At 70.4% G+C, this 24,740-nt stretch carries 23 protein-coding genes and 3 tRNA genes; 14 read left to right on the top strand and 12 right to left on the bottom strand.

Going from position 1 to position 24,740, the window contains the following annotated elements; translation table 11 throughout:
* The first annotated feature begins 56 nt into the window (after positions 1–56).
* Positions 57–2,288: an MMPL family transporter gene (locus tag ACPPVT_RS01785; protein WP_426564894.1), complete on the top strand. Its 2,232-nt coding sequence runs from the start codon at positions 57–59 to the stop codon at positions 2,286–2,288.
* Positions 2,289–2,350: 62 nt separating this feature from the next.
* On the opposite strand, the gene ACPPVT_RS01790 is transcribed toward ACPPVT_RS01785, so the two are convergent.
* Entirely contained in the window at positions 2,351–3,397 is a 1,047-nt protein-coding gene (locus ACPPVT_RS01790; protein ID WP_426564896.1) for a hypothetical protein, read from the bottom strand.
* 91 nt (positions 3,398–3,488) lie between these two features.
* Between ACPPVT_RS01790 and ACPPVT_RS01795 the strand changes: the two genes are divergently transcribed.
* Positions 3,489–3,911 carry an MmcQ/YjbR family DNA-binding protein gene (locus ACPPVT_RS01795; protein ID WP_426564898.1) on the top strand — a complete coding sequence of 141 codons (423 nt, stop codon included), beginning with the start codon at positions 3,489–3,491 and terminating at the stop codon, positions 3,909–3,911.
* Between the two features lie 3 nt (positions 3,912–3,914).
* Here the strand turns inward: ACPPVT_RS01795 and ACPPVT_RS01800 are convergent, their stop codons facing one another.
* Entirely contained in the window at positions 3,915–4,802 is an 888-nt protein-coding gene (locus ACPPVT_RS01800) for a nitroreductase family deazaflavin-dependent oxidoreductase (protein ID WP_426564900.1), read from the bottom strand.
* Between the two features lie 82 nt (positions 4,803–4,884).
* Between ACPPVT_RS01800 and ACPPVT_RS01805 the strand changes: the two genes are divergently transcribed.
* From ACPPVT_RS01805 to ACPPVT_RS01820, 4 genes are all read left to right on the top strand, one after another.
* The gene (locus tag ACPPVT_RS01805) at positions 4,885–5,064 is read left to right on the top strand and encodes a hypothetical protein (protein WP_426564902.1); all 180 of its coding nucleotides are present in this window, start codon (positions 4,885–4,887) and stop codon (positions 5,062–5,064) included.
* Entirely contained in the window at positions 5,061–6,080 is a 1,020-nt protein-coding gene (locus ACPPVT_RS01810) for a UbiA family prenyltransferase (RefSeq protein WP_426564904.1), read from the top strand. The genes ACPPVT_RS01805 and ACPPVT_RS01810 overlap by 4 nt, the downstream gene beginning before the upstream one ends.
* 166 nt (positions 6,081–6,246) lie before the next feature.
* Complete coding sequence (locus ACPPVT_RS01815) at positions 6,247–7,557, top strand: ATP-binding protein (protein ID WP_426564906.1); 1,311 nt, start codon at positions 6,247–6,249, stop codon at positions 7,555–7,557.
* A gap of 9 nt (positions 7,558–7,566) precedes the next feature.
* Positions 7,567–9,033, top strand: coding sequence for an alpha/beta hydrolase family protein (locus tag ACPPVT_RS01820; protein WP_426564908.1), 1,467 nt, complete (start codon positions 7,567–7,569; stop codon positions 9,031–9,033).
* Between the two features lie 44 nt (positions 9,034–9,077).
* Here the strand turns inward: ACPPVT_RS01820 and ACPPVT_RS01825 are convergent, their stop codons facing one another.
* From ACPPVT_RS01825 to ACPPVT_RS01835, 3 genes are read right to left on the bottom strand one after another with little or no spacing between them, the layout of a single operon-like run.
* Complete coding sequence (locus tag ACPPVT_RS01825) at positions 9,078–9,569, bottom strand: TY-Chap domain-containing protein (protein ID WP_426564910.1); 492 nt, start codon at positions 9,567–9,569, stop codon at positions 9,078–9,080.
* Between the two features lie 5 nt (positions 9,570–9,574).
* Positions 9,575–10,054 carry a DUF6301 family protein gene (locus ACPPVT_RS01830; protein WP_426564912.1) on the bottom strand — a complete coding sequence of 160 codons (480 nt, stop codon included), beginning with the start codon at positions 10,052–10,054 and terminating at the stop codon, positions 9,575–9,577.
* Complete coding sequence (locus ACPPVT_RS01835) at positions 10,051–12,663, bottom strand: hypothetical protein (protein ID WP_426564914.1); 2,613 nt, start codon at positions 12,661–12,663, stop codon at positions 10,051–10,053. Before ACPPVT_RS01835 ends, ACPPVT_RS01830 begins: the two co-directional genes overlap by 4 nt.
* An 815-nt stretch (positions 12,664–13,478) precedes the next feature.
* Here ACPPVT_RS01835 and ACPPVT_RS01840 point away from each other — a divergent pair.
* On the top strand, positions 13,479–13,667 hold the full coding sequence (locus tag ACPPVT_RS01840) for a hypothetical protein (protein ID WP_426564916.1): 189 nt from the start codon (positions 13,479–13,481) through the stop codon (positions 13,665–13,667).
* 138 nt (positions 13,668–13,805) lie between these two features.
* On the opposite strand, the gene ACPPVT_RS01845 is transcribed toward ACPPVT_RS01840, so the two are convergent.
* The 3 genes from ACPPVT_RS01845 to ACPPVT_RS01855 all read right to left on the bottom strand — a co-directional run bounded on the left by ACPPVT_RS01845 (position 13,806) and on the right by ACPPVT_RS01855 (position 14,108).
* Positions 13,806–13,882 (bottom strand) — tRNA-Phe (locus ACPPVT_RS01845).
* Between the two features lie 35 nt (positions 13,883–13,917).
* Positions 13,918–13,994, bottom strand: a tRNA-Asp gene (locus ACPPVT_RS01850).
* Positions 13,995–14,032: 38 nt separating this feature from the next.
* Positions 14,033–14,108, bottom strand: a tRNA-Glu gene (locus ACPPVT_RS01855).
* 138 nt (positions 14,109–14,246) lie between these two features.
* Between ACPPVT_RS01855 and ACPPVT_RS01860 the strand changes: the two genes are divergently transcribed.
* Together ACPPVT_RS01860 and ACPPVT_RS01865 are read left to right on the top strand one after the other, a co-directional pair.
* Positions 14,247–15,113 carry an aldo/keto reductase gene (locus tag ACPPVT_RS01860; protein ID WP_426564918.1) on the top strand — a complete coding sequence of 289 codons (867 nt, stop codon included), beginning with the start codon at positions 14,247–14,249 and terminating at the stop codon, positions 15,111–15,113.
* 121 nt (positions 15,114–15,234) lie between these two features.
* The gene (locus ACPPVT_RS01865; RefSeq protein WP_426564920.1) at positions 15,235–15,594 is read left to right on the top strand and encodes a metallopeptidase family protein; all 360 of its coding nucleotides are present in this window, start codon (positions 15,235–15,237) and stop codon (positions 15,592–15,594) included.
* Between the two features lie 13 nt (positions 15,595–15,607).
* Here ACPPVT_RS01865 and ACPPVT_RS01870 read toward each other — a convergent pair whose 3' ends face one another.
* Entirely contained in the window at positions 15,608–16,258 is a 651-nt protein-coding gene (locus ACPPVT_RS01870) for a response regulator (RefSeq protein WP_426564922.1), read from the bottom strand.
* Complete coding sequence (locus ACPPVT_RS01875) at positions 16,255–17,454, bottom strand: sensor histidine kinase (RefSeq protein ID WP_426564924.1); 1,200 nt, start codon at positions 17,452–17,454, stop codon at positions 16,255–16,257. Before ACPPVT_RS01875 ends, ACPPVT_RS01870 begins: the two co-directional genes overlap by 4 nt.
* Before the next feature lie 144 nt (positions 17,455–17,598).
* Between ACPPVT_RS01875 and ACPPVT_RS01880 the strand changes: the two genes are divergently transcribed.
* Complete coding sequence (locus ACPPVT_RS01880) at positions 17,599–18,501, top strand: ABC transporter ATP-binding protein (protein WP_426564926.1); 903 nt, start codon at positions 17,599–17,601, stop codon at positions 18,499–18,501.
* The gene (locus ACPPVT_RS01885) at positions 18,498–19,298 is read left to right on the top strand and encodes an ABC transporter permease (protein WP_426564928.1); all 801 of its coding nucleotides are present in this window, start codon (positions 18,498–18,500) and stop codon (positions 19,296–19,298) included. Before ACPPVT_RS01880 ends, ACPPVT_RS01885 begins: the two co-directional genes overlap by 4 nt.
* A 47-nt stretch (positions 19,299–19,345) precedes the next feature.
* On the opposite strand, the gene ACPPVT_RS01890 is transcribed toward ACPPVT_RS01885, so the two are convergent.
* Positions 19,346–20,389 (bottom strand): DNA topoisomerase IB, encoded by a 1,044-nt coding sequence (locus ACPPVT_RS01890; protein WP_426564930.1) that lies wholly within the window; start codon positions 20,387–20,389, stop codon positions 19,346–19,348.
* 83 nt (positions 20,390–20,472) lie between these two features.
* Here ACPPVT_RS01890 and ACPPVT_RS01895 point away from each other — a divergent pair, with 83 nt between their 5' ends.
* Entirely contained in the window at positions 20,473–21,072 is a 600-nt protein-coding gene (locus tag ACPPVT_RS01895) for a 1-acyl-sn-glycerol-3-phosphate acyltransferase (protein WP_426564932.1), read from the top strand.
* Here the strand turns inward: ACPPVT_RS01895 and ACPPVT_RS01900 are convergent.
* Positions 21,039–21,890: an oxidoreductase gene (locus ACPPVT_RS01900; RefSeq protein ID WP_426564934.1), complete on the bottom strand. Its 852-nt coding sequence runs from the start codon at positions 21,888–21,890 to the stop codon at positions 21,039–21,041. The two genes, ACPPVT_RS01895 and ACPPVT_RS01900, sit on opposite strands and share 34 nt — an antisense overlap.
* A gap of 433 nt (positions 21,891–22,323) precedes the next feature.
* Here ACPPVT_RS01900 and ACPPVT_RS01905 point away from each other — a divergent pair, with 433 nt between their 5' ends.
* Together ACPPVT_RS01905 and ACPPVT_RS01910 are read left to right on the top strand one after the other, a co-directional pair.
* Positions 22,324–24,012 (top strand): nitrite/sulfite reductase, encoded by a 1,689-nt coding sequence (locus tag ACPPVT_RS01905; RefSeq protein WP_426564936.1) that lies wholly within the window; start codon positions 22,324–22,326, stop codon positions 24,010–24,012.
* Positions 24,009–24,704, top strand: a complete 696-nt coding sequence (locus ACPPVT_RS01910; RefSeq protein WP_426564938.1) for a phosphoadenylyl-sulfate reductase — start codon at positions 24,009–24,011, stop codon at positions 24,702–24,704. Before ACPPVT_RS01905 ends, ACPPVT_RS01910 begins: the two co-directional genes overlap by 4 nt.
* Positions 24,705–24,740: the final 36 nt, after the last annotated feature.

Raw genomic sequence — 24,740 nt, forward strand, 5'->3', positions numbered from 1 at the left:
GGCCCGGGGGTCAGGGTTAAGAGACCGAAAACGACTGAGCCGCTAGGGGAACGACCATGACGCTCACCGCACCACCGCATCTTCAACCGTCCTCGCCGGACGACGCCCAGCCCGCGTCCGGCACGGTGCTCCGCCTCGCCCGATGGAGCACGAAGCACCGCACGAAGGCGCTGATCGGCTGGTTCCTGTTCGTCGCCGTCGTGTTCGTCGGCGGCAACCTGGCCGGCACCCGACTGCTCGAGGGGGCGCAGACCGGTACGGGGGAGTCCGGTCGCGCCGACCGCATCGTCGAGCAGGCCGGCTACCCGGCCACCCCGACCGAGCGGATCCTCGTGCAGGCCCGCTCGGGCAGCCTGGACGCCGCCACCGCCACCGCGGTCGGCAACGAGCTGCGCGGTCGACTGTCCGGCATGAAGCAGGTCGGCGAGGTCGGTGAGCTGATCCGCTCGCAGGACGGCCGCTCCGCCCTCTTGCCCGTCGTGCTCGACGTGAACGGCAAGACCGGCAACGCGGCCTACGACGTGGCCGGCGACCAGGTGCCCGCAGTGCTCGCGGTGACCGCGGACGTCGCCAAGGCGCACCCAGATCTGAAGATCGCCCAGGCCGGCGACGCGTCGCTGGACAAGGCGATCGGCGGGCAGGTGTCCAAGGACTTCTCGCGGGCCGAGAAGCTCAGCCTGCCGGTGACCCTGGCGATCCTGATCCTGTCGTTCGGTGCGCTGATCGCGGCCGGCGTGCCGGTCATCCTCGCGCTGTCCGCCGTGATGGCCGGGATCGGGCTCAGCTCCCTGGTCTCGCACGTGGTGCCCGTGATGGACTCGCTGAACAGCGTCATCCTGCTGATCGGGATGGCGGTCGGCGTCGACTACTCGCTGTTCTACGTGCGTCGGGCCCGTGAGGAACGCGCTCGCGGCGCCAGCCGCCGCTCGTCCGTCGAGATCGCGGCGCAGACCAGTGGTCGGGCAGTGGTGGTCTCGGGACTCGCAGTGTTCATCGCGATGTCGGGCCTGCTGCTGTCCGGGGACGCGACCTTCGTCTCGATGGCGGTCGGCACCATGCTCGTGGTGGCCGTCGCCGTCCTCGGCTCGCTGACGGCCCTGCCGGCGATGCTGTCCGCGTTCGGCGACAAGGTCGACCGGCCGCGTATCCCGTTCGTGCACCGGCTGCGCCGGGCCGACGGCGAGGGTCGCTTCTGGCCCGCGGTCATGCGCGTCGTCCTGCACCGGCCGGCGATCTCGCTGCTGCTGGCAGGGACTGCGATGGTGGCGCTCGCGCTGCCGGCGCTCGGCATGCGGACCGGTGAGGCGGGCGCCGACTCGCTGCCTCGCTCCATCCCGATCATGAAGACCTACGACGCGATGACGGCGGCGTTCCCGCAGACCGGGTTCGCGCACACCGTGGTCGTGCACTCCGGCTCCGCTCGGATCGACCAGGCGGCGCTGGACGCCGGTGTCACCAGGCTCGTCGCCGACGCCAAGGCCACCGGCCAGTTCACCGGCCTGGACGACGTCCAGCCGAACATCGCGCCGGACGGACGGACGGCGACCATCGACGTCCCGATGACCGGTGACTTCAGTAGCAAGGCGGCCGGCAGGTCGCTGACCACGCTGCGCGAGCGGCTGGTGCCGACCCTGTCCGCCGGGCTGCCCGGCACGCAGGTGATGGTCACCGGACCGACCGCCGGATCGACGGACTTCGCCGCCTCGATGCGCTCGCATCTGCCGTGGGTGATGGGCTTCGTGCTGGGCCTGACCTTCGTGGTGCTGGTGTTCGCGTTCCGCTCCGTCGTGGTCGCGGCGACCGCGGTGGTGCTGAACCTGCTTTCGGTCGGTGCCGCGTACGGGCTCATGGTGCTGGTGTTCCAGCACGGGATCGGAGCCGGTGCGCTGGGTCTGGCCCAGACCGGCTTCATCGTCGACTGGCTCCCGCTGTTCCTGTTCGTGGTGCTGTTCGGCCTGTCGATGGACTACCACGTGTTCGTGGTCAGCCGGATCCGCGAGCAGCACGACTCGGGGCTGCCCACCAAGCTCGCGGTGGCTCGTGGCGTGACCTCGTCGGCCGGCGTGGTGACCAGCGCGGCGGCGGTGATGGTCGGGGTGTTCAGCATCTTCGGAACGTTGTCGCTGCTGGAGTTCAAGCAGCTCGGTGTGGGCCTGGCCGCGGCGGTGCTGATCGACGCGACCATCGTCCGCGCGGTGCTGCTGCCCTCGGCGATGACGCTGCTGGGGCACAAGAACTGGTGGCTACCCGCCGCCCTCGAGCGCCGGCTGCCCGCTCAGTCGCACTAGGCGGTACGGCGTGCCAGGAGGCCCGGTCAGGTGGAACGCGCACCTGGCCGGGCCGGCCGCTGTCAGCCACAGGCTCGCTCCTGCGCCGAGCCCATCAGGGCCGTGAGGTCGACCGCGGTAGTGACGTCCTGCGGGACGGTGTGCTCGACGGCGATCGGCACGCCGACCAGCAGCAGGTAGCTCTGCTCGTTCAGCGAGTCCAGCGCCTGGCAGCCGCGCACCTGCACCCGCAGGGAGAGCGTGATGTCGTCCTCTGCGGACAGGATGACCGGCAGTGACGGGAACGTCGTCACGGTCGTCGGTGGTCCGACCGCGCCGACCCGCGCGGACTGCGGCAGCGGCCCGGTCACCGGTGGCCGCAGCCGCACCGGCGAGTCGGCATCGACGATGATCGCGACGGCGTGGTGGGTCGCGTTGCGCAGGACCAGCTGCGGGTTGCGGACCGTGCCGACCAGCTGCGAGGTCAGCAGGGCGCCGTCCGGGTCGCCGCAGACCGCCCGGCGGTTGACCCGGTAGGTGTCGAGGTTCTCGTCGCGGACCGTCAGCTGGTGCGTCTGCCCGTCCGGCCCGCGGACTGAGATCTGTGGGGTGACCGGCGTCTGCGTGCCACAGATGATGCCGACCAGCGCGACCACCTGCTGTGAGCCGCCGGGGTCGATCCGGGCCGAGCCGTTGGCCATGCCCACCACGGTGGCGCCGGCGAACGGGCGCGCGACCGGCGGTGAGACCAGCACGTCCACGGGGGCCTGTCCGAGGTTGACCAGGCTGATCCGCACCGAGGCCGCGGTGATCCGGCCGGCCAGCGTCATGGTCGCCGGCTGGGCGACCGCGAGGACTCGCACCTGGGCTGCCGCGGCGGTCTGCTCGCGAACCTTGGACCGGTGGTCTATCCAGACGCCGACGCCGATCCCGGCGACCAGGGTCGCCGCGGTGAGCGCCGCCGCCGTCCACCGGGTGGGACGTCGCCGTCCAGCTGACCGCCGTTCCGCGTCCGGACGGGGCTGCGGGAGCGACTCGAGATCGACGACGTGCATCCGCCCGGCCGGCGCGCGAGGCGCGTCCGCCTCGCCGGAGCGGGCGTGGCCGACGTCCAGGACCTCGTAGCCCATCCGCCCAGCATGCGCGCCGAGCTCGCCGGACGGAAGGGCGTGGCTCGACGGGCAGCTCGACGGTCGGGTCGGCGGCACGCAACACTGACGTGTGCCGCACCCCCTGATGTACGACCCCGGCGACCCGCTGCTGGCGCGGCTGCGCGAGCTGTGCCTGCGCTTCCCGGAGGCCGCCGAGAAGGTGTCGCACGGCCGGCCGACGTTCCGGTCGCGGGTGATGTTCGCGGCCTACTCCGGCATGGTGAAGGGTGCGGTGCCCGGCCAGCCGATGCTGCAGTACCCACGGTCGGTGCTCTTTGTCGCGTCCGAGGTCGAACGCCCTGCGCTGGAACAGGATCCGCGGTTCTTCCTGCCCGCCTACTACGGCGCCTACGGCTGGATCGGTCTCGACCTGGACGCGGCTGCGGTCGACTGGCAGGAGGTTGCCGAGCTGGTCGACGTGAGCTTTCGCGAGGTCAGCGGCCCGCGGCTGGTGCGGCTGCTCGACGAGATCGGTTCGCCGGCCGACCGCTGACGCTCAGTCGGACGTCGGCTGCGGGGCCAGGTCCTCGATCGGCACCACCACGCCGTGCTCGAGCAGCACCTTCGCCGACCCGAGCACCTTGGTGAAGCCGGCGGTCGAGCCCAGTGCCTTGGCGGTCGTCGTGTCGGCCTCGCCGGTGAAGCCGGTCTCGGTGATGCGGACGACGGTCGCGTGGGCGGACGTCTCGGCGAAGTTCCACTCCACCCGGGTCGGTGGGTCGTCGTCGCCGGACCACTGCATCACGATTCGCCGGTCCGGCTCGAGCTCGAGCACGTCGACGGTGGAGGAGACCCCGAACATCTCCCAGGTCCACTCGACCCGGGCGCCGGCAACCAGCGGTCCGGTGCTCTTGCTGAACCAGAACTTGGTGGTCGTCGCCGGCTCTACGAACGCCGCGAAGACCACTTCGACCGGACGACGGATCAGGATCTCGGCGTTCATCACCGGCGGCTTGGTCAAGGTGCCGGCCGGGGTCGAGGGCTGGCGCCGCAGCTGGAGGAAGCCGGGGAACTCGCGGCGGCTCAGCACCTGCCGGATCAGCGGCCCGGCGGCGGCGACCGCGACGTCCGACCCGACCAGCTGCGGATCGGTCGTCTGGTGGTCCTCGCCCTTCCAGGTCAACGTGCAGCCGCCCGCGGCGAGCACGTTCTGCACCCAGTTGGTCTGCGGACCCCACGGCAGCCCGATCACGAACGCCTCCGGCGTGACCATCACCGCAACCGGGATCGAATAGGGGCTACCGCTCTTGCGGCCGCGGTGGTGCAGCACCGCCCACAGCGGGAACCAGCGGTGACCAGCGAGCCGGCGGGCGAAGGGAGCGGTGGCCTTGACCATCCGAGCGGGTGGTTTGGCCGTCGGTGTTCCGTCGCGGGAATCGGTCATCGCTTCAGCATGCCTACCGAAATCACCGGTTGGAAGGGCCTGCGGCGGTTAGGCTCTTGCGACACTCGTCACTTGGGGAGACATGGATCCGTACCAGCCGACCGGCCCGCTGCTGCCGCCGCAACCGCCCCGTCGCAAGCGCACCGGGTGGGAGATCTTCGCGATCACGGTCGCTGTGGTGGTCGGCGTGATGGGGCTGGTGGCGGTGGCCGGCGTCATCCTGGTCATGGTCGCGCTCAACTCGTGGGCGGACAACAAATGAGCGACCTCGTCGCGCGGGTGCGGCTCGTCGTCCTGATGGCGCGTCCGGCGCTGGTGCTGCTGCTCGGCAGCTACGCGGCCATCGGCTTGGCACAGCATGGAAACGCCGGGCGGCTGTGGCTGCTGTTCGCCTCGCTCGTCGTGGTGGTCGGATACCTGCTGGTGTCGGTGGTGCTGAACGACCTCGCCGACGCCGAGGTGGACCGGATCAACCTGGCGGGGGACCCTCGCCGTCCGCTCGCGTCCGGCTCGGCACCCCGCGACCTGGTCGTCGTCGCCGTGACCGGTGCGGTACTCGCGGTCGGCTTCGCGGCCGCCCTGGGCTGGCCGGTGCTGCTGGTGCTGGTGGTCGGGTTGGCCGTCGGTGCGGCCTACTCGCTGCCGCCGCTGCGGTTGTCCAAGCGTGGGGCGCTCGCGTCCCTGGTGCTGCCACTGAACGTGGTCGGGGTCCCGTACCTGGTTGGTCTGCTGGCTGGCGGTGAGGCGGTCCGCCCGGCTGACCTGATGCTGCTCGGCGGCCTGTACTCGGCGGTCATCGGACGGTTGCTGCTCAAGGACTTCCGGGACGTGCGCGGCGACGCGCTACTCGGCAAGCGCACCTTCCTGGTGCGGTACGGGAGGGTCGTCACCTGTCGGGTGAGCGCTGTGCTGTGCGTGGTCGGTGGCGGGTTGCTGCTGGCCGCCGTGCCGGACCGCACGCTCACCCTGGTCGCCGTCTACGTCGTGGGTCTGGTGGCTGTGGTGGCGCTGCTCGTGCGGCTGTCCCGGGTGAGCAGCCCGCGTGAGGACACCGTGCTGGTCGGCGCGATCACGGTGCTGGGCCGCGGGATGCTCGTGACGCTGCTAGCGCACCTGTCGATGCGGCCGATGGGCTGGACGGTCTGGCAGCAGGCGGCCACCCTGATCGCCCTGGGGCTGCTGACCGGCGGACTCGCCTCCGACCTGCTGCGGCACGGTCCGCAGGTGCGCGGACGGGTACCCGCCGAGCGCTTGCCAGCGTCCGACGTCCTCAGCTGACGCGCGACGAACGGTAGCGTTGAGACGCGACGAACGGTAGCGTTGAGACGCGACGAACGGTAGCGTTGAGACGCGACGAACGGTAGCGTTGAGACGCGACGAACGGTAGCGTTGAGACGTGACGAACGGTAGCGTTGAGACGTGACGAACGGTAGTGTTGAGGCGCATGAGCGGGCTTGCGGACGGCGGTAGCGGCTATCAACGGCGGGTGGTCGACGACGAACTCGACGAGCTGATGCGCGACCTTCCCGCAATCAGCCTCGACGGGCCCAAGGGGGTCGGCAAGACTGCTACCGCCGCGCAACGGGCTGGGTCGTCCTTTGCGCTGGATGACCCAGGCACCCTCGATCTCGTCAAGGCGGATCCGCAACGGCTCGCGGCGGCCACAGCACCGACGCTGATCGACGAATGGCAACGGTATCTACCGAGCTGGGACGTCGTCCGGCGCGCGGTGGATGCGTCACCCTTGCCCGGGCGCTTCCTGCTCACTGGCTCGGCTTCGCCACAAGCACCCGGGACGCATTCAGGTGCGGGCCGCATCGTGAGCCTTCGCATGCGACCCATGACGCTGGCAGAACGAGGCGTCGAGACGCCCACGGTCTCGCTGGGCGAACTGCTCAGCGCACCCGCCAGGACGGGTGCGCGCGCGCGGGTCTCGGGCTCGACCAGCTTGACCCTGGCCGACTACGCCGAGCAGATCGTCGGCGGCGGCTTCCCGGGCCTGCGTGCTGACACGGCACGAGGTCGTCGGGCTGCTATGCGGTCGTACGCGGAGCTGATCGTCGACCGTGACTTTCCGGAGGCGGGGCGGGCGCCTCGTAGCCCTGCCGTTCTGCGCCGCTGGCTTCGCGCCTACGCGGCAGCGACTGGGACTGTGGCCTCCCTGGAGACCATCCGCGACGCCGCCACGTCCGGGCTGGCGGACAAACCCGCGAAGACCACGACCATCCCTTACGTCGACACGCTGCAGCGCATCTGGGTGTCCGACCCGGTTCCCGCCTGGACGCCTGCTCGCAACCACCTGAATCGACTGACGCTCGCGCCCAAGCATCACCTCGCGGATCCAGCTCTCGCCGTGGCCCTCACGGAGCTCTCGATCGAGGATCTGCTGGACGCAAAGGCGCCGTCCACACCCATGCCGCGAGACGGCACCTTTCTCGGTGCGCTCTTCGAATCACTGGTCACTCTGGATGTGCGCGTATACGCGCAAGCACTGGAGACCACTGTGGGACACCTACGCACCAAGGGCGGTCAGCACGAGGTCGACCTCGTCGTCATCGCCCCAGGTGGCAAGGTCCTCGCGATCGACGTCAAGCTGTCCCAGACCGTGGGCGACAGCGATGTCAGGCAGTTGCGATGGCTCGTCGACCAGCTTGGAGCCGACCTGGTCGACGCCGTCGTCGTCACCACGGGAAGGGACGCCTACCGACGACAGGACGGCATCGCGGTCGTACCCGCGGCTCTGCTCGGTCCCTAGGATGCAGCGATGGAGCAGCCGCAGCTGGATGGCACGTGGATCGGCACTGGCGCTGACGGCCCGCTGATCGCACGACCCGGACCGGACGACGCGTGGCTGGTGGATCGCCCTGGCGCACAACGGTTCGGCGAGCCGGCCCCCGCCGCCTGGCAGGACGGCGCACCGCGGCTGGACGGGGTCACTATGCGGCAGGTCGTCTCGCTGCCGGCGCGGTGGGGCGAGCTGTCCGGCTGGTACGGGAACGAGGCGAGAACCGTTCTGCTGACTCATATCCCCGAGGCATACTTCGGCGAGCCGATGGTTCTGTTGGTCGAGGGTGACCGCGTCCAGCGTGCCTACGGGCTGGGCGAGAGCCAGCTGCTGGTCGAGGACGGCACTGCGATCGAGGTGACTTCCGAGGGAGCGCTCAGGCTGAGCTCGGGCGACGGGACCTCAACCACGCTGGCCAGGTCGCCGCGCTGGCAAGAGCAACCGGTCGACTTCGAGATCGGTGGCGCGACGATCCGGGCGACGGTGATCACCCCGACCACCGGTGGACCGCACCCGGCCGCGGTCCTGCTGCACGGCGCGGCCGGCGGGCAACGCGACTTCTGCCGGATCCAGGCGGCGGCCCTGCTGGAGGCCGGGATCGCCGTCCTGATCTACGACAAGCCCGGTCACGGGCAGTCCGGCGGGCCGGACGACCCGTCGATCTTCGACCAGGCGCATGCCGCCGAGTCGGCACTGCGCACTCTTGGCGGGCTGCCCCGCATCGATGCCTCGCGGATCGGGCTGGCCGGCTTCTCGAACGGCATGTGGTCTGCGCCGATGGTCGCGGCTCGCACCGGCGCCGCGTTCCTGGTGGGGGTCGGATCGCCCGGGGTCACGATGGCGGAGTCGGAGGTGCACCGCCGGACCAAGGTGCTGCGCGACGTAGGCGTGGGCGAACCCACGTTGGACGCGATCGGGGAGGCGTGGCGCTGTCTGTTCGGTATCGTCGCGCGGGCCGCCGCGCCCGAGCTGGTCGAGCGGTTGGGTGCGGCACTCGAGGCGGTCGCTGCCGCGCCCGACCTGGACCGCTACGAGGCGCCCGGGTTCGTCATGCAGAACCCGATGCTGTCCCCTATCCCGCCGCTGGTGCCGGTCGGGGAGCTGGTGCCGATGTTGGAGGACGCCCACGACGCGCAGCTCGGACACGACCCGGCGTCCGACTACGCGCGGGTCAGCTGCCCGGTGTTCCTGCAGTACGGGTCGCTGGACACCAGCGTTCCGGTCTCGGTCTCCGTCGACCGGATCACCGCGGCGCTCGCGGACGCCGGTCGGTCGGGGACGATCCAGGTCTACCCGGGGTTGGAGCACATGCTCAACGTCCCCTCGACGCGGCTGACCGGGCTGACGCCCGAGGACGCGATGTACCAGTTCCACGACTTCGCGTTCGGGGCCGGCGTCTGGGCCGACCTGACCGGCTGGCTCCGCGCGAACGTGGTCGGCGCCTGAGTGGCGGGCGCAGGTCCGCGCGCTGGATCGTGAGCCTCGGCGGGTCAGCGCGGTCGGGAGGGGCTACGCGTCAGCGGCAACGCGTCGAGCACACTGCGAGAGCCATCGCTCAGCGCGAGGCCCTGCCACTCGACCGCCTCGGGATGGTTGGCGCCGTAGACGTCCCGCAACGCGGAGATCATGGTGTGGCCTGCGGTGTCGAAGGTGCTCGCGTCGCCGGAGGCAGGCAGCCGCAGCCACCAGCTCGTCCGTTGCGCTGCGCGCTCAGCCGCCTCGCTGAGCGGTGGCGAGAAGCCCGCCTGGCTCAGGATGTCCCGTTGCGGTGGCGACAGCTCGACGGGCTCCACCTCGTCGTGAGGACCACTGGCGAGAATCCAAACGTCGGAGGCGTCGCGAGTGATGGTCATGACGACCCGGTCGTCGACGGCGAACGTCGCGAAGTCCAGGTCCGCCAGCCCGTTGATCAGCTGCCCCAGCCCATACGCCAGAACGTTCCAGCGGCTCGCCGCCTCAGCCTGGGACGCGTCATCCGGCACCGCTCTCACCCGCCCTCTCGTCGGCGGCGGCTCTCCGTGTGAGCGAGAGTCAACGTCACGGTGATCCCGAGATCTCGCAGTTCGAGCACGTCGTCGTCCCACGCCCAGTCCGCGCCCTTCTGCCTCGGGCGCTCTTGCGGTCCGCCGAGGTCGGTGCTCAGCTTGGTGTGGCACTCCTGGTAAAGCCCTTCCAGGCGGGCGCGAGCGTCGGCGTTCGCCTCGTCACTGACCTCCGCCAACGTCACGGAAACCGTCACGACGGTCGACTCGCCGACGATGGTCGTCACGAAGCCGTCGACGCCGGGCAGTTCCGGATGCTCGAACGGAATTGTCATGTCGTCGACCGGCTCGTGCAGCTGGAGCCCGGCGGCGTCCATCGCGGTGTCGAGCTCATCGGTCGACCAGGCCCACTGGTGGGAATGCAGCTTGCGCAGCGCCTCGACCGCAGAGGTGATGGCCAGGGTGCGGACTGGTGGGTCGCTCATCGCGTCACCTTGAGGTGGAACTCGTTGATCAGGACTTCCTGTCCACCGGGTGCGCGAACGAGGTGGTACTCGACCTCGATCTCGCCCGACTCGATCATCTTGAGCAGGCCTTGGCGCTTGGCCGCCTCGCGGAAGGCTCGGTCGTTTTCAATCATCCACTTAAGGTATTCCGGCGTGCCCTGCTGGTAGGCAGTGCCTGCGATGTTGCGGGTACCGACCTGGCTGGCGCCGCCCTTGGCCTCGACGACGTACACCGTCTTCGGCGGACCAGGCTTGTAGTAGGCCGCGTCGAGCGTTCCAGATGTGCCCGGCTTCCCCATGTACAGCTCACTTGCCCCACGCTGTGCCGCGAACTCGCCTGCTGCCACCTGCCCGAGCTGCTCCGACTGCTTGACGAGCTCGTTGCCGAGCCGCTTGTAGCTGACGTCGAGGGCTTCGAGCTTTCGCGCCTCGGCGAATCTGCGCTCCTGCTGCAACTTCTGGACGGCCTCTGCCGCGCCGTCCGGCTCGACTCCGAGCTTGCCCATCGCGGTGCGTATTGCGGCGCGCTTGTCGATGAGCGCCTCTCGCGCCTTCTGGATCTCGTCCATCTTGCGCCCGGCTGCTTTGGAGACCGTGATCTCCTCAGTGACGCCGGTGAACTCCGCGGGCACGAAGTTCTCCCGCCGCGCCTGTGCACGCTTCAGCAGCGCCTGGTACTCCGCCTCGGTCTCCGCAGCCGAGAGCTCGCCGTTCTCGAGCTTGCGGATGAGCTCTGCGAGCTCCTTCTGCTCCGCGTCGAGGAAGGTGTCCTCCGCGGCCTGGATCCGGTAGCGCCTGAGCTCACCGAGCACCTTGCTGCGCTCGAGCGCCTGCGCCTTGCGCGCCGCATGCGTCTCCTCGGCCACCTTCTTGGCCGTGCGCGCGTCGGCGGCGGCCTGCTTGGCTGCCGCCGCACGACCAGCGGCGAGTCGAGCCGACTCCGCCTTTGCGGTGGCCTCCTTGACTGCCTCTGCCTTGGCAGCCGACCTCGGCGCAGCCGCAGCGGCGGCCTTCGCGGCCTCAGCGCGGTCGGCCGCTCCCTTGGACGCCGCAGCGGCGTTCTTCGACGCTCTGGTGGCCTTCGCCTCTGCCTTGGCTGCGGCCTTGGCGTCGTTCTCTGCCATCTTCAAGAGCTTGCGCTCGAGCTCGACGGGGTCGAAACGGCACGGCGAGTGACATCCCAGGACCTCCCACAGCTTGATCCTGTTGAACTTGCCGAGCCGTTGCAGCATCTCTCGCGCCTTGGGTGACATCTTCTCAAGGGCCAGCAGGCCTGCATCCGTGATGCGTGCGATCAGCTTCCCCGGGAACCCCAGGACCTTCATCGCGAACTTCTTCGCATCGCTCAGGGCTTTCGCGGTCACCCGCGCCGCCTTGACGACCGCTCTTGCCGGTGCGGAGGCCTTCACCGCCTTCGCGGCGTTTGCGACAGCCTTGACCGGCCTCGAGCTCTTGACTGCGACGGCGGCGTCCCTGACCGCGACCGCAGCCTTGCTCGTCTTCGCGGCCACGCCGACCTCTTCGATCGCGTGGAAGACCTTGGCGCCGTACGTGGTGGCCTTGATCAGCTTGATCAACGCCCCGAACTTCTCGGCAGCCTTCGCCATCAGCGCCTCACCGCCGGAGAAGAAGGTCAGCAGGACCTCGGCCACGATGTAGCCGATGATCCAACCGCGCCAGTACCAGCGCTTGACGACGCTCGGGTTGTTCCACCGGTCCTCGAGCCAGCCGGCCAGGGCCCCGAGGGCCGCTCCTCGGGTCTTCGGATCGGTGAACAGTTTGGTGAGCCCATCGGCCAGATCCTCCAGATCGGACAGCATCGAGCCCGTCACGACCGACTTGATCAGTTTCCACACCATCTCGACGAGGCCGGCAACGGTGTCGTACACGCATTCCAGCGCGCCCACGATGAGCCCGGCGGGGAAGGCGATGAAGGCGGCTGCCTTCTCCAGCCAGCCGCCGATCTTGTGATCGATGTCGCGGACCCACGACCCGGAGCTGACGTCCAGCGAGTCTGCGAACTCTCGCGACGGGACGACGATCTGGCGATTCTCCTTGGTCGCCGCATCGAGGTAGATGAACTTGCCGGTGCGCTTCCAGGCCTCGCGCGCGAGCCGCATCTTCTCCTGCGACGAGGGCTCGTAGATCCCGTTGCGTCCGATGGCATGGTTGACCTCGACGAGGCCGTTGGCGTAGAAGCGGAGGTTCTTGAAGCCCTGGAAGTCGACGTCGTAGTGGTTCTTGATGATGTCGAACGCCGACTCGTCGGCGTCGATGCGATGGAACTTCGAGTTGGGATCCTGCAACCGGGTCTCGACGAGGTCGACCGCCATGTAGCCCGTGCGCCCTGAGCCCTCGACCACCACGTGGTACCAGGTGCCGATCTTGCGATCGGCGATCACGCGGGTGTTGACCGGGAACTCGGCGATCTCCTTGACGTCCGTGGACGGTGTGGGCCGCAGCTTCGTCTTCGGGCCACGCTGAAGCTTCTCGCCGTCCGGGCCGATCCCGTCGTTGTGCAGGACACCGATGAGCGTGACTGACTCACCCTCGGTGGGCGGACGCTGGTCAGCCTCTGGGCTCAGCACCGTTTGGCCCCCCGGCCCGCCCCCCGGCCCGCCCCCCGGCCCGCCCCCCGGCACGCGCTGTGCGGTCGTCGTCGACGAAGGGCTAGCCAGGGCCGACGCGGGTCGGACGGGTCGCCGGCCCTGCTGACCCGTCATCATCGCGGCCACGGCCGAGTTGCCGGCGGAGCGCTGCAACCCGAGCAGGCTCGCTCGAACGACTGATGGCGGCCCCGTCGCCGAAGCCGGATCGGGAGGAGCCTCGGTCTGCGATCTGGGCCGCCGAACCGCGGTCCGCGGTCGGTTGCTCTCGCGCGCATCGCTCAGCATGAGCTGGTTCTCGGCTCAGACCTCGAGCTGCTGCAACGGCACAGCCGAAGGGCCGTGCTGTTCGGGTGTCGTTGCCGGGGCGGACTGCTCGGAAGGGTTCTGGCTGCCTGGCTCTGAACCTTCGTTGCAGGGGCATTCGTCCGACGGGATGGGACCGCACCGCTGCACCGTCAGGAGACCGGAGGTGGCCCGATTGCCGGCAAGTCGTTGCAAGGCGAGCAGTTGCGCGACGTCCTTCGGACCAGCGATGGACGGCGTCTGACTGGGCATCCGGTGTTTGAGCACGGCAGGAGCCGGATGGGGCTCAGGCCACACCGGCCGTGCAAGAGGCATCGCGACTCCTCGGTCGAAACGACGCTATTGCCGCATGTCGTAGCGGCAGTGCCCGAAAGGGCAGCCCAACGTGTCGCCGCGGTTGCCCCCTCCGCTCCGCCGCCGCACTGGTGCTGCGACACCGTCGACGTCCCAGACCGGATGGTTCACCTGGGCAACCACCCCGAGGTGAACCTGTGCGTGCGGTGCGCGCGCCCTTCGTGCACCAGCAGGCATGGGAGATCGAGGACGAAGGCAAGCGAGGGCCGGCCGCGTTCGCCCGGGACCAGTTCTGCAACCTACGGGCCGAGGTGATCCGGCGAGAATGGCACCAGACCAGGTTCATCGGTGGCGAGCTGCGCTGGCTCGGCAAGCACCTGCCCTGACCAAGCACATCGAGCTGCCCGTCGTCCTGGGCTGCTCCGCTCGCATGCCTGCGACGAGACGATCATTGTGATCGTCGCCAGCACAGTTGATCAATCGGTGAGCAAACCTCAAGAATGGGAGGTTCGCCTTGCGGGTGCTGGTGGCCAGGGGCGGGGTCGAACCGCCGACCTTCCGATTTTCAGTCGGACGCTCGTACCAACTGAGCTACCTGGCCTTGCTACGTGCGCTGTAGGGCGGACCAGCGCCACGTGGCGACCCCGACCGGACTCGAACCGGCGACCTCCGCCGTGACAGGGCGGCGCTCTAACCAACTGAGCTACGGGGCCTTGGAACTGCTGCCGCACGATCGTACCGGCAGCGTAAGTGGTACCCCCAACGGGATTCGAACCCGCGCTGCCGCCTTGAAAGGGCGGTGTCCTGGGCCGCTAGACGATGGGGGCGCCGTGACGCCTCCGAACGTGCCAGCGTCGAGGACGCGGTTCAGCATAGGGGACACCTGCCGCGAACTCCAAAGCGGGAACATCCGAGCGGCCCAGCGGGCTGTCGCAGAGGTCAGCAGACGCGACGAGAGGACCTCCATGAAGACCCGCACGCTCGGCACGGCCACCGTCTCCGCGATCGGTCTGGGTGGCATGCCTCTGTCGATCGAGGGGCGCCCGGACCGCGAACGCGCCCTGCGCACCATCCACGCCGCGCTCGACGCAGGCGTGACGTTCATCGACACCGCGGACGCGTACCACCTGCACGCCGACGAAGTCGGCCACAACGAGGAGCTCATCGCCGAAGCGGTGCGCACCTGGTCCGGCGACCGCGACACCATCCTGATCGCGACCAAGGGCGGCCACCTGAGGCCGGGCGACGGCTCCTGGACCCTGGACGGCTCACCCGAGCACCTGCGTTCGGCCGTCCAGGGCTCGCTCAAGCGGCTCGGCGTCGAACAGATCGATCTCTACCAGTTCCACCGACCCGACCCGGGCGTGCCCTACGAGGAGTCGGTCGGCGCAGTCCGCGACCTGCTCGACGAGGGCCTCATCGTCCAAGCCGGGATCTCCAACGCCAACCCGGACCAGATCGTCCAGGCCCGCACCATCCTGGGCGGGCGCCTGGCGAGCGTGCAGAACCAGTTCTCGCCGCGGTTCCGGTTCAGCGAGCCCGAGCTCAGGCTGTGCGACGAGCTGGGCATCGCGTTCCTGCCATGGAGCCCGCTCGGCGGCATCGCGAGGGCCGCCGGCCTGGGGTCGTCCTACGCTCCGTTCGCCGAGGTCGGGTACTCGCACGGAGTGAGCCCGCAGCAGGTGGCGCTCGCCTGGGAGCTCGCAAAGTCGCCGTGGGTCATCCCGATCCCGGGCTCGAGCCGTCCCGAGACGATTCTGGACTCGGTGCGGGCCGTCGAGCTCGTGCTCACCGTGGACGAGCTGGCTGCACTCGACGCCACCGCGATCTGACGGTCGCCCGAACAGGAACGGCCGGTCAGGAGGGGCGTCCCCGAGCACGACGGCGCTCGCCAAGTCACGGCCGGTCCTGTTCGCGCGACCGCATCGCGGCGACCCAGGGCAGACTGAGCGCGTGGTCGAGATGAGCGAGGCGGACTTCGAGGCGGCGGTCTCGGCCGGGCTCGACATGGTGCCCCCGGACCTGACCGCCCTGATGCGCAACGTCGTGGTGCTGGTCGAGGACGAGCCGCCGCCGAGCGAACCCGACGACACGCTCGGCCTCTACGTCGGGATCCCGCTCACCCACCGCGACGACTGGGGCGGCGGCAACCTCGCCCTGCCGGACCGGATCATGATCTTCCGCGGGCCGACCCTGCGGGCCTGCGGGAGTGTCGAGCAGGTCGTCCGCGAGGTGGGGATCACCGTGGTCCACGAGATCGCGCACCACTTCGGGATCGGCGACGAACGCTTGCACGATCTCGGCTGGGGCTGAGCGCCCGCAACGATCAGGTCAGGCCGGCGTCGTGCGCCAGGATCGCCACCTGCACCCGGTTACCGGCGTCCAGCTTGCTGAGCAGCCGGGACACGTGCGCCTTCACGGTCGCCTCGCTCATGAAGAGCTCGCGCCCGATCTCGGCGTTGGACAGCCCGCGCGCCACCGCCACCAGCACCTCGCGCTCGCGCGGGGTGAGCGCCTCCAGCCGGGCGAGCGCCATCCGCTGCCGGGACGACGGCCCGCTCCCTGCGAAGTGACCGATCAGCCGCCGGGTCACTGCCGGCGACAGCATCGCCTCCCCCGCCGCCACCACCTGGACGGCGCGCACCAGGTCCCGCGGCGGGGTGTCTTTGAGCAGGAACCCGCTCGCGCCGGCCTCGAGCGCGCGGAACACGTAGTCGTCCAGGTCGAAGGTGGTCAGGACGACGACCCGCGGCGCTTCCTCGAGCGCGAGCACCGCGCGCGTCGCGGCCAGCCCGTCCAGTCGCGGCATCCGGATGTCCATCAGGACGACGTCCGGTCGGTGCGCGCGCACGGCGTCCACGACGTCCGCGCCGTCCTCGGCCTCGGCGACGACCTCGAGGTCGTCGGCCGCGGACAGGATCATCCGCAACCCAGCGCGCACCAGCGCCTCGTCGTCCACGATCAGCACCCGCGTCATGCGGCATCCCCCTCAGCCGGGGCGGCCCAGGGCAGGTGCGCCTGCACCCGCCAGCCGCCGTCCTCGGCTCGACCCCACTCGAGCTCGCCGCCGACCAGGCCGACCCGCTCGCTGAGCCCGACCAGGCCCATCCCGGCACCCGGCAGCAGCATCGCGGCCGACACCGGCACCCGGTTTCGCACCTCGATGTCCAGCCCCGACCCCGGACCGCCGGACAGCGACACCACCGTGGTGGCGGCCCGGGCGTGCTTGTGCACGTTGGTCAGCGACTCCTGGACCACCCGGTAGGCGGTGCGGCCGAGCTCGGCCGGTGGCTCTCCGTGCACGTCCCGGCTCAGCTCGACGTCCACCCCGGCGGTGCGCGAGGACTCGACGAGCCGGTCGATCTCGGCCATCCCCGGCGCGGGAGCCAGGTCCGAGCCGTCCGGTGAGTCGTCGCTGCGCAGCACGCCGAGTACCCGGCGCAGGTCCTCCAGCGCCTCGCGGGCCGTGGTGCGGACCAGTGCGGCAGTGCGCTCGACCTGTTCGGGACCGGCGTCGGCATTCACCTCCAGCGCGCCCGCGTGCAGGGCGATCAGCGACACCTTGTGCGCCAGCACGTCGTGCATCTCCTGGGCGATCCGGTGCCGCTCACCCAGTCGCGCCTGGTCGGCCCGCAGCTCGCGCTCGGCCTCGGCGGTCTCGGCCCGCTCGCGCAGGGTGCGGACCAGGTCGCGGCGGGCGCCGACGTAGGCGCCGGCCGCCAGCACCGCACCGAAATACAGCATCGACGTCGCGATCATCGAGACGAGGTTCGTGGTGTCGTCCGTGAGCGCGGTGCGGACCACGTCCACCACGAAGCAGAGCCCGGTGATCGACCACAGCACGCGGTCGCGCCGGCGGATGGCCAGCGTGAACAGCGCCACCGTCAGCGCGGCGGGGATTCCGGTGATCGTGGCGCAGACCAGGGTGAACAGGGTGACCGCGACCGGGTGGCTGCGCCGCCACCACAGCGCGACGGCGGGGACGATGCCCACCACGACCAGCACAAACACCCAGTTGTCGGCGCTCTTGCCGTCCCGGCTGGCCGCGTAGCCGAGGTTGATCGCCAGCGTCGCCAGGATGAACGCGACGTCCCGGGCCCGCGGGCTGACCCGCGTGCCGAAGGCCCGCGCGCGCCGCCAGCGCAGGCGCTGGGCGGTCAGCAGGGAGGTCACGGCGTCCAGGGTAGGGCGGCAGGGGCGGCTGGCACGTCGTCCGGACGTCGGTCCTGCGATCGGTGGCACCCCCGACGAAAGTCGGGGGTGGCTCGGGACGAACGGGCGATCCGCGGCCGGCGCCGTCCCGCCAGGATTGACCCCATGATCACCGTCACGAACCTCACGAAGCGCTACGGCCACACCCTGGCCGTGGACGACATCAGCTTCACCTGCGCCCCGGGGACCGTCACCGGCTTCCTCGGCCCGAACGGCGCGGGCAAGTCCACCACGCTGCGCATGCTGACCGCGCTCACGCCGCCGACCGCCGGAACCGCCACGGTCGACGGTCGCGCCTACCGCGACCTGCCCAACCCGGGCCGGGTCGTCGGCGTGATGCTGGACGCTGCTGCCGCGCACGCCGGCCGGACCGGCCGCGAGACGCTGCATGTTGCCGGGCAGGTCCTCGGCGCCGGCAAGGGGACCGCCGACGAGATGCTCGAGCGGGTGGGACTTGCCTCGGCGGCTGGACGCCGGGTGGGCCAGTACTCGCTCGGCATGCGCCAGCGCCTCGGCATCGCCGTGGCGCTGCTCGGCGACCCGGCGGTGCTGGTTCTGGACGAGCCCGCCAACGGCCTGGACCCGGAGGGCATCCGATGGATGCGCGAGCTGCTGCAGGACTTCTCGCGCCGCGGTGGCACGGTGCTGCTGTCCAGCCACCTGCTCAGCGAGGTGCAGGCCACCGTCGACCGCCTCGTCGTGATCGGCAAGGGACGCATCGTGGCCGACGGCGACCTGGCCGAGCTGCTCGCCGGCTCCGGCATCAAGGTGCGCGGGCTGGACCCGCAAGGCCTGCACGCCGCCCTGGTCGCGGCCGGACTCAACCCCACTGCGCTGCCGGACGACGCGTTCACCGTGGACGCGACCCCCGAGCAGGTGGGCCGGGCCGCGGCAGCCGCCGGACAGGTCCTGCTCGAGCTGCGCGCCGCGGACGGCGCCGGGCTCGAGGAGCTCTTCTTCACCCTCACCGCGGGCACCGAGCTCGCTGACGACAAGGACGCGGCATGAGCACCGTCACGCAGCCCCGGCCGGCGCAGACCCGGTCGGCCCTGGGCCCGGTCGTGCGACCGTCGTTCGTCCGGCTGACCCGGATCGAGCTTCGCAAGTCCGTGGACTACCGGGCCGGGCGGTGGATCCTCGGCGTGATCGTCGGGCTCGCCGTCCTCGCTCTCGCCTGGATGGTCTGGACCTCCTGGCACGACCCTCAGGGCCACATCAACTTCCGCGACTTCGCGGGCGCGGCCCTGGCCGCGGCGGCGTTCCTGCTGCCGGTGCTGGGCATCCTGGCGATGACGAGCGAGTGGAGCCAGCGCACGGCACTGACCACGTTCACGCTCTCGCCGCGAAGGGTCCCCGTGCTGCTGGCCAAGCTGATGGCGGCGCTGCTGCTGATGCTGGCCGTCATGGTGTCGATCACCGTGCTGGCCGCGCTGGCGACCGCACTGGCCGGCGCGATCAGTGGCGACCCGGTCAGCTGGGCCGGGGCGGACCCGTGGCAGTACTGGGGTGGCCAGTACCTGACCCAGGCCATGTTCGTGCTGATGGGTGCTGGGTTCGGCGCGCTGATCCCGATCACCGGGGTGGCGCTGACCGCGTTCTTCGTCGCACCGTTCCTGTTCGCCATCCTGGCCAGCACGCTGCTCAAGCACATCGGTTCGTGGTTCGACGTGTTCAGCGCCTTCGACCGCATCGGGCAGTTCAAGCTCGACGGCAAGGGCTGGGAGTCGCTGACCTCGGTCCTGATCTGGGTGGTCCTGCCGATCGCTGCGGGGCTGTTCCTGAGCAACCGCCGAGAGGTGAAGTAGGCCAGCCCGGCTCGCACCCGGCTCAGGGACCGGTTGCGAGGCAGGGCTCAGCGCGGGGCGCGTCGTCGAGCAGACGGCGCGCCCCGCAGCATGCGCAGGACCGCGCGCTCGATCGCGCCGTGGGTCGCAGGATGGCCTGGCGCGACGTCCTCACCGAGCCGTCGCAGCGCGGGCTCGATGGTCGTACCGTCCTCGAACAGGTCGACGACCCGCGGGTCGACGTACGACCCGCGGGCGACGGCGGGGGTGTTGCCGAGGTAGTCGGCCACCTCGCGCATCGCCCGGGCCACCGCGCGCTTGCGGGACGACGGTGTGCTGGCCGCGTTGGTGGAGACGGCCAGTGCGACCGCGGCCAGGACCGTGCCGTGCCAGGTGCGGAAGTCCTTGGCCGAGACCTCACCGCCGACGACCTCCTTGACGTACGCGTTGATGTCGTCGCTGGTGACGTCGTGCCATCGCCGGTCGGCCTGGTAGGCCAGCAGCTCCGAGCCGCCAGAACGCCTGCGCCGCAGGATGTTCACGGCCTCGAGCAGCTCGGGATCGCCCAGCGCGACGTACCGCTCCTGGCCGGACTTGGCGGTGTAGTCGAAGACCAGCTGGCCGTCGTCGATGCTCACTTGGTCCTTGGTGATCGTGGCCAGGCCGTAGCTGCCGTTCTGCTCCGCGTAGCTCTCGCCACCGATCCGGAAGAACCCGAGGTCGAGGAGCCGGAAGGCAGTGGCCAGCACTCGCTCGCGTGGCATGCCGTCGCGGGCGAGGTCGTCGGCGGCGCGTTCGCGCGCCTTCGGCAGTCGTGCGGCCACGGTCAGCACCCGGTCGTGCTTGGCCTCGTCGCGCTTGGCCCGCCACTGCGGGTGGTACAGGTACTGACGCCGGCCCGCGGCGTCCGTCCCGACGGCCTGGATGTGCCCGTTGGCCTGACGGCAGACCCAGACGTCCTCCCACGCGGGCGGGATGACCAGCGCCTTGATCCGCTCGATGGCCTGGGGCTCGGTGAGTCGCTCACCGGAGTCGAGGTAGACGAAGCCGCGTCCCTGCCGTCGACGGGAGATCCCCGGGTCGGACGGCGAGACGGTGCGCAGGCGGGGCATGTGCGCATCTTGCGGGCGCCGTGGCGCAGCGGCAACCGCAACCCGCGAGCGGGGCTAGGGTTCCGGGATCAAGGGAGGCCGCCATGATCGTCCGCCGGACCGTTGCACGGGTGGTGCTGCGCGTTGCCCGCTGGAAGGTCGTCGGTGAGGTGCCTCCCTTCGGCATCACCGTGGGCGCACCGCACACCTCGTACTGGGACTGGGTGGTGATGCTCCTGGTGATGTGGCACGGCGGCGGCAAGCCGAAGGTGCTGATCAAGAAGGAGATCTTCGTCGGGCCGCTGGGGTGGCTGCTGCGGGCCACCGGCGGGGTGCCGGTCGACCGCGACCAGCCGAGTGCGCTGATCCGCACCTTGATGAAGCAGGCCAAGAGCGGCGAGCCGTACCTGCTGGTGATCGCGGCAGAGGGGACTCGCTCCAAGACCGACTACTGGAAGCCGGGCTTCTACCGGATCGCCCGCGCGTCGCGGATGCCGATCGTCCTCGGCTTCGTGGACGGCCCCACCCGAACCATGGGTTTCGGTCCGAGCGTGATGCCGACCGGTGACGTGGTGGCGGACATGGACGTCCTGCGGGCGTTCTACGCGGACAAGCACGGCATCCACCCCGACCAGCGGACCGAGCCGCGACTGCCGGAAGAGGACAAACCTCAGCGGCGGCCGCGCCCGGTCACCGAGAACTGACGGCGGACGAACGCGTCCCAGGCGCGGTCGCCACCGAACCGCCGCAGCGCCACCATCGCGCGGGCGGCCGGCGTGATCAGGTAGCGCGAGCGCGGGCGCTCCGCCTCCACCGCTCGTCGGACGATCTGGGCGACCTTGCCCGGCGGCACCGAGAACGGGCCGCGGTAGCCGTCGGCCATTACCTTGTCGGCGCTGGACCGCAGCGCGTCGTACGGCGAGGAGCCGTCGGTGGACGTCGAGTCGAGGGTGCCGGCCGCGACCTCGCCGAAGCCGGTGCGGATCATGCCGGGCTCGACCAGGACGACGTCGATGCCGAACTGGGCGACCTCGACGCGCAGCGCGTCGCTGATCGCCTCTACCGCGTACTTGCTGGCGTGGTAGTACCCACCGGCCGGGAAGGTGATGCGGCCGCCCATCGAGCCGATGTTCACGATGCGCCCGCGCCCGGCCTCGCGCATCGCAGGCAGCGCGAGCTGGATCAGCCGGGACAGGCCGAACACGTTCGTCTCGAACTGCCGTCGCACGGCGTCCATCGAGACCTCCTCGACGGCGCCGTACTCGCCGTAGCCGGCGTTGTTCACCAGCGTGCCGACCTGGCCGTGCTCCGCCTCGACGGCGCGAACCGCCGCGGCCATCGACGCTTCGTCGGTGACGTCCAGCGCGAGCACCTTCGCCCCGGCGGCGACCAGCTCGTCGAGGGTCTCGGGGCGACGCGCGGTGGCGTAGACGGTGTGGCCGTTGGCCAGCAGCTCGAGGGCGACGGCCCGGCCGATTCCGCTCGAGCACCCGGTGACGAGGACGGGGTCGTGGGTTGTCATCCGGCGCGCTCCAGGCAGTAGCGGGTGAGGCGGTCACGCCAGGCTAGCCACCCCGCCGCAGCCCCTGACTTTGACCACGTTAGGAAGGCGGCGACCTACTTCTCGAGGGCTCTTGCCCTGGTGAGGTAGGCCTACGGCTGCCTAACGTGGTCAACGTCAGAGGTCAGGCGGACGTCCGGGTTGTCCACATGCTGGCGCGGACGGTGCCAGATCGTGGACGTTGTGCGACCATCGATGGGTGATGCCCGTGCAGCCCCACCTCGTGAGTCGACGCCACGTCGACCTCGGTCGCACGCGCAGCATGATCTGTCGCGGCATCTGACCCGCCCTGGACGACGACGACGTCGTCACCGAGTGCGCGAGGCGACCGCTGCATCGAAGGCCATTGGCCATCTCGCCGTCTGCGTGCCCAAGATCTCGATGAGGACCACCCATGACTGCGACGATCCCGACCTCCCGCCCCGGCCGGGCGCCCGTGCCCCAGGGGCAGTGGGCCCTCGGTGACCGCACGCCGCTGAACGCGAACGAGCGCTTCAAGGCCGAGGACGACGCGCTGAACGTCCGCGCGCGCATCGAGCAGGTCTACTCACGCGAAGGCTTCGACGCCATCACCGACGACGACCTGCACGGCCGGTTCCGCTGGTGGGGGCTGTACACCCAGCGCAAGCCCGGCATCGACGGCGGCCGCACCGGCTCGCTCGAGCCGCACGAGCTCGAGGACAAGTTCTTCATGCTGCGCGTGCGGGTCGACGGCGGCGCCCTGACCACCGAGCAGCTGCGCACCATCGGCGAGGTCTCCACCGAGTTCGCCCGTGACACCGCCGACATCACCGACCGGCAGAACATCCAGCTGCACTGGGTGCGCGTCGAGGACATGCCGGCGATCTGGGGCAGGCTCGAAGCCGTCGGCCTGCTCACCACCGAGGCCTGTGGCGACTGCCCGCGGGTCATCCTGGGCAGCCCGGTCGCCGGGATCGCGCTGGACGAGATCGTCGACCCGACGCCGGCGATCGAGGAGATCCAGCGCCGCTACATCGGCGACCCGGCGTTCAGCAACCTGCCGCGCAAGTTCAAGACCGCCATCACCGGGATGCCGACGAACGACGTCGTGCACGAGATCAACGACGTCGCGTTCACCGCAGTCGTGCACCCCGAGCACGGCCCGGGCTTCGACCTGTGGGTCGGCGGCGGCCTGTCGACCAACCCGCGCCTCGCGGTTCGGCTCGGCGCCTGGGTGCCGCTGGACGAGGTGCCGGACGTCTGGGCCGGGGTCACCTCGGTGTTCCGCGACTACGGCTACCGCAAGCTGCGGCACAAGGCGCGGCTGAAGTTCCTGCTCGCCGACTGGGGACCCGAGCGCTTCCGCGAGGTGCTGGAGACCGAGTACCTCAAGCGTCCTCTGCTGGACGGCCCCGCGCCGCAGCCGGTGTCCGACCCGGGCGACCACGTCGGCGTGCACAGCCAGCGCGACGGCAACAAGTACATCGGGGCCGCGCCGATGGTCGGTCGGGTTTCCGGCGAGCTGCTCAGCGGGCTGGCCGACCTGGCCGAGGCGCACGGTTCGCGTCGGGTCCGGCTGACCCCGCACCAGAAGGTGCTGGTGCTGGACGTGCCCGAGGCGGACGTCGAGCCCGTCGTCGAAGGGCTGCTCGGGCTGGGTCTTGATCCGCGCCCCAGCGTGTTCCGCCGGCACACCATCGCGTGCACCGGGATCGAGTACTGCAAGCTCGCCATCGTCGAGACCAAGGCGGTCGCGACGCACGCCGTGACCGAGCTGGAGCGCCGGCTCGCGGACATCGCCGACACCTTGGACTCGCCGATCTCGTTGCACGTCAACGGCTGCCCGAACTCGTGCGCCCGCATCCAGGTCGGCGACATCGGGCTCAAGGGCCAGATCGTCACGGACGACGACGGCCAGCAGGTGCCCGGCTTCCAGGTGCACCTCGGCGGCGCGCTCGGCCTCGACCCCGGCTTCGGCCGCAAGGTCCGTGGCCTGAAGGTCACCGCCGAGGAGCTGCCCGACTACGTCGAGCGCGTCGTACGCCGCTACGCCGCCGAACGCGAGCCGCACGAGCGCTTCGCCACCTGGGCTGTCCGAGCGGACGAGGAGGCACTGGCATGACCACCGCCACCGACACGCTGCGCGACCGCGTGCAGGAAGCCGCTCGTGCGCTGGACGGCGCGCCCGCCCTCGAGATCGTCCGCTGGGCGGTCGAGGCCACCGGCGGCAACATCGCCGTCGCGGGAAGCATGCAGGACTCCGTGACCTCACACCTGGTGTCCCAGGTCCGGCCCGGCGTCGACGTGCTGTTCCTGGACACCGGCTACCACTTCCGCGAGACGCTGCGGATGCGCGACCGCGTGCAGGGGCAGCTCGACGTCAACGTGGTCGACGTGCTCCCCAAGCAGACCGTCGCCGAGCAGGACGCCGAGTACGGTCCCCGCCTGCACGACCGCGATCCCGGACTGTGCTGCTTCCTGCGCAAGGTCGCCCCGCTCGCCGAGGCCCTCGCGCCCTACGACGCGTGGGTGACCGGCCTGCGCCGCGAGGAGTCGGCCACCAGGGCCAACACGCCGGTCGTCTCCTGGGACGACAAGCACGACATGATCAAGGTCTGCCCGCTGGCCACCTGGACGGCGGACGACGTCGAGAACTACCAGGTCGAGCACGGCCTGCTGCGCAATGCTCTGGTCCTGCAGGGGTACTCCTCGATCGGCTGCGCGCCGTGCACCCGCCGGGTCGACCCGGGCGCGGACCCGCGGTCCGGCCGGTGGGCCGGTACCGACAAGGTCGAGTGCGGCATCCACATCTGACCCGCCGCTGGCGGTAGCACCGCTCACTGAGTGCGC

This window comes from Angustibacter sp. McL0619 (assembly GCF_049994355.1).
In the GTDB taxonomy this organism is placed as follows: domain Bacteria; phylum Actinomycetota; class Actinomycetes; order Actinomycetales; family Angustibacteraceae; genus Angustibacter.

Excerpts from the sequence above, each read along its gene's own strand:
- ACPPVT_RS01785 (WP_426564894.1), top strand. The coding sequence starts at position 57 with ATGACGCTCACCGCACCACCGCATCTTCAACCGTCCTCGCCGGACGAC.
- ACPPVT_RS01790 (WP_426564896.1), bottom strand. The coding sequence starts at position 3,397 with ATGGGCTACGAGGTCCTGGACGTCGGCCACGCCCGCTCCGGCGAGGCG.
- ACPPVT_RS01800 (WP_426564900.1), bottom strand. The coding sequence starts at position 4,802 with ATGACCGATTCCCGCGACGGAACACCGACGGCCAAACCACCCGCTCGG.
- ACPPVT_RS01805 (WP_426564902.1), top strand. The coding sequence starts at position 4,885 with ATGGATCCGTACCAGCCGACCGGCCCGCTGCTGCCGCCGCAACCGCCC.
- ACPPVT_RS01810 (WP_426564904.1), top strand. The coding sequence starts at position 5,061 with ATGAGCGACCTCGTCGCGCGGGTGCGGCTCGTCGTCCTGATGGCGCGT.
- ACPPVT_RS01815 (WP_426564906.1), top strand. The coding sequence starts at position 6,247 with ATGAGCGGGCTTGCGGACGGCGGTAGCGGCTATCAACGGCGGGTGGTC.
- ACPPVT_RS01820 (WP_426564908.1), top strand. The coding sequence starts at position 7,567 with ATGGAGCAGCCGCAGCTGGATGGCACGTGGATCGGCACTGGCGCTGAC.
- ACPPVT_RS01830 (WP_426564912.1), bottom strand. The coding sequence starts at position 10,054 with ATGAGCGACCCACCAGTCCGCACCCTGGCCATCACCTCTGCGGTCGAG.
- ACPPVT_RS01860 (WP_426564918.1), top strand. The coding sequence starts at position 14,247 with ATGAAGACCCGCACGCTCGGCACGGCCACCGTCTCCGCGATCGGTCTG.
- ACPPVT_RS01870 (WP_426564922.1), bottom strand. The coding sequence starts at position 16,258 with ATGACGCGGGTGCTGATCGTGGACGACGAGGCGCTGGTGCGCGCTGGG.
- ACPPVT_RS01880 (WP_426564926.1), top strand. The coding sequence starts at position 17,599 with ATGATCACCGTCACGAACCTCACGAAGCGCTACGGCCACACCCTGGCC.
- ACPPVT_RS01885 (WP_426564928.1), top strand. The coding sequence starts at position 18,498 with ATGAGCACCGTCACGCAGCCCCGGCCGGCGCAGACCCGGTCGGCCCTG.
- ACPPVT_RS01890 (WP_426564930.1), bottom strand. The coding sequence starts at position 20,389 with ATGCCCCGCCTGCGCACCGTCTCGCCGTCCGACCCGGGGATCTCCCGT.
- ACPPVT_RS01895 (WP_426564932.1), top strand. The coding sequence starts at position 20,473 with ATGATCGTCCGCCGGACCGTTGCACGGGTGGTGCTGCGCGTTGCCCGC.
- ACPPVT_RS01900 (WP_426564934.1), bottom strand. The coding sequence starts at position 21,890 with ATGACAACCCACGACCCCGTCCTCGTCACCGGGTGCTCGAGCGGAATC.
- ACPPVT_RS01905 (WP_426564936.1), top strand. The coding sequence starts at position 22,324 with ATGACTGCGACGATCCCGACCTCCCGCCCCGGCCGGGCGCCCGTGCCC.
- ACPPVT_RS01910 (WP_426564938.1), top strand. The coding sequence starts at position 24,009 with ATGACCACCGCCACCGACACGCTGCGCGACCGCGTGCAGGAAGCCGCT.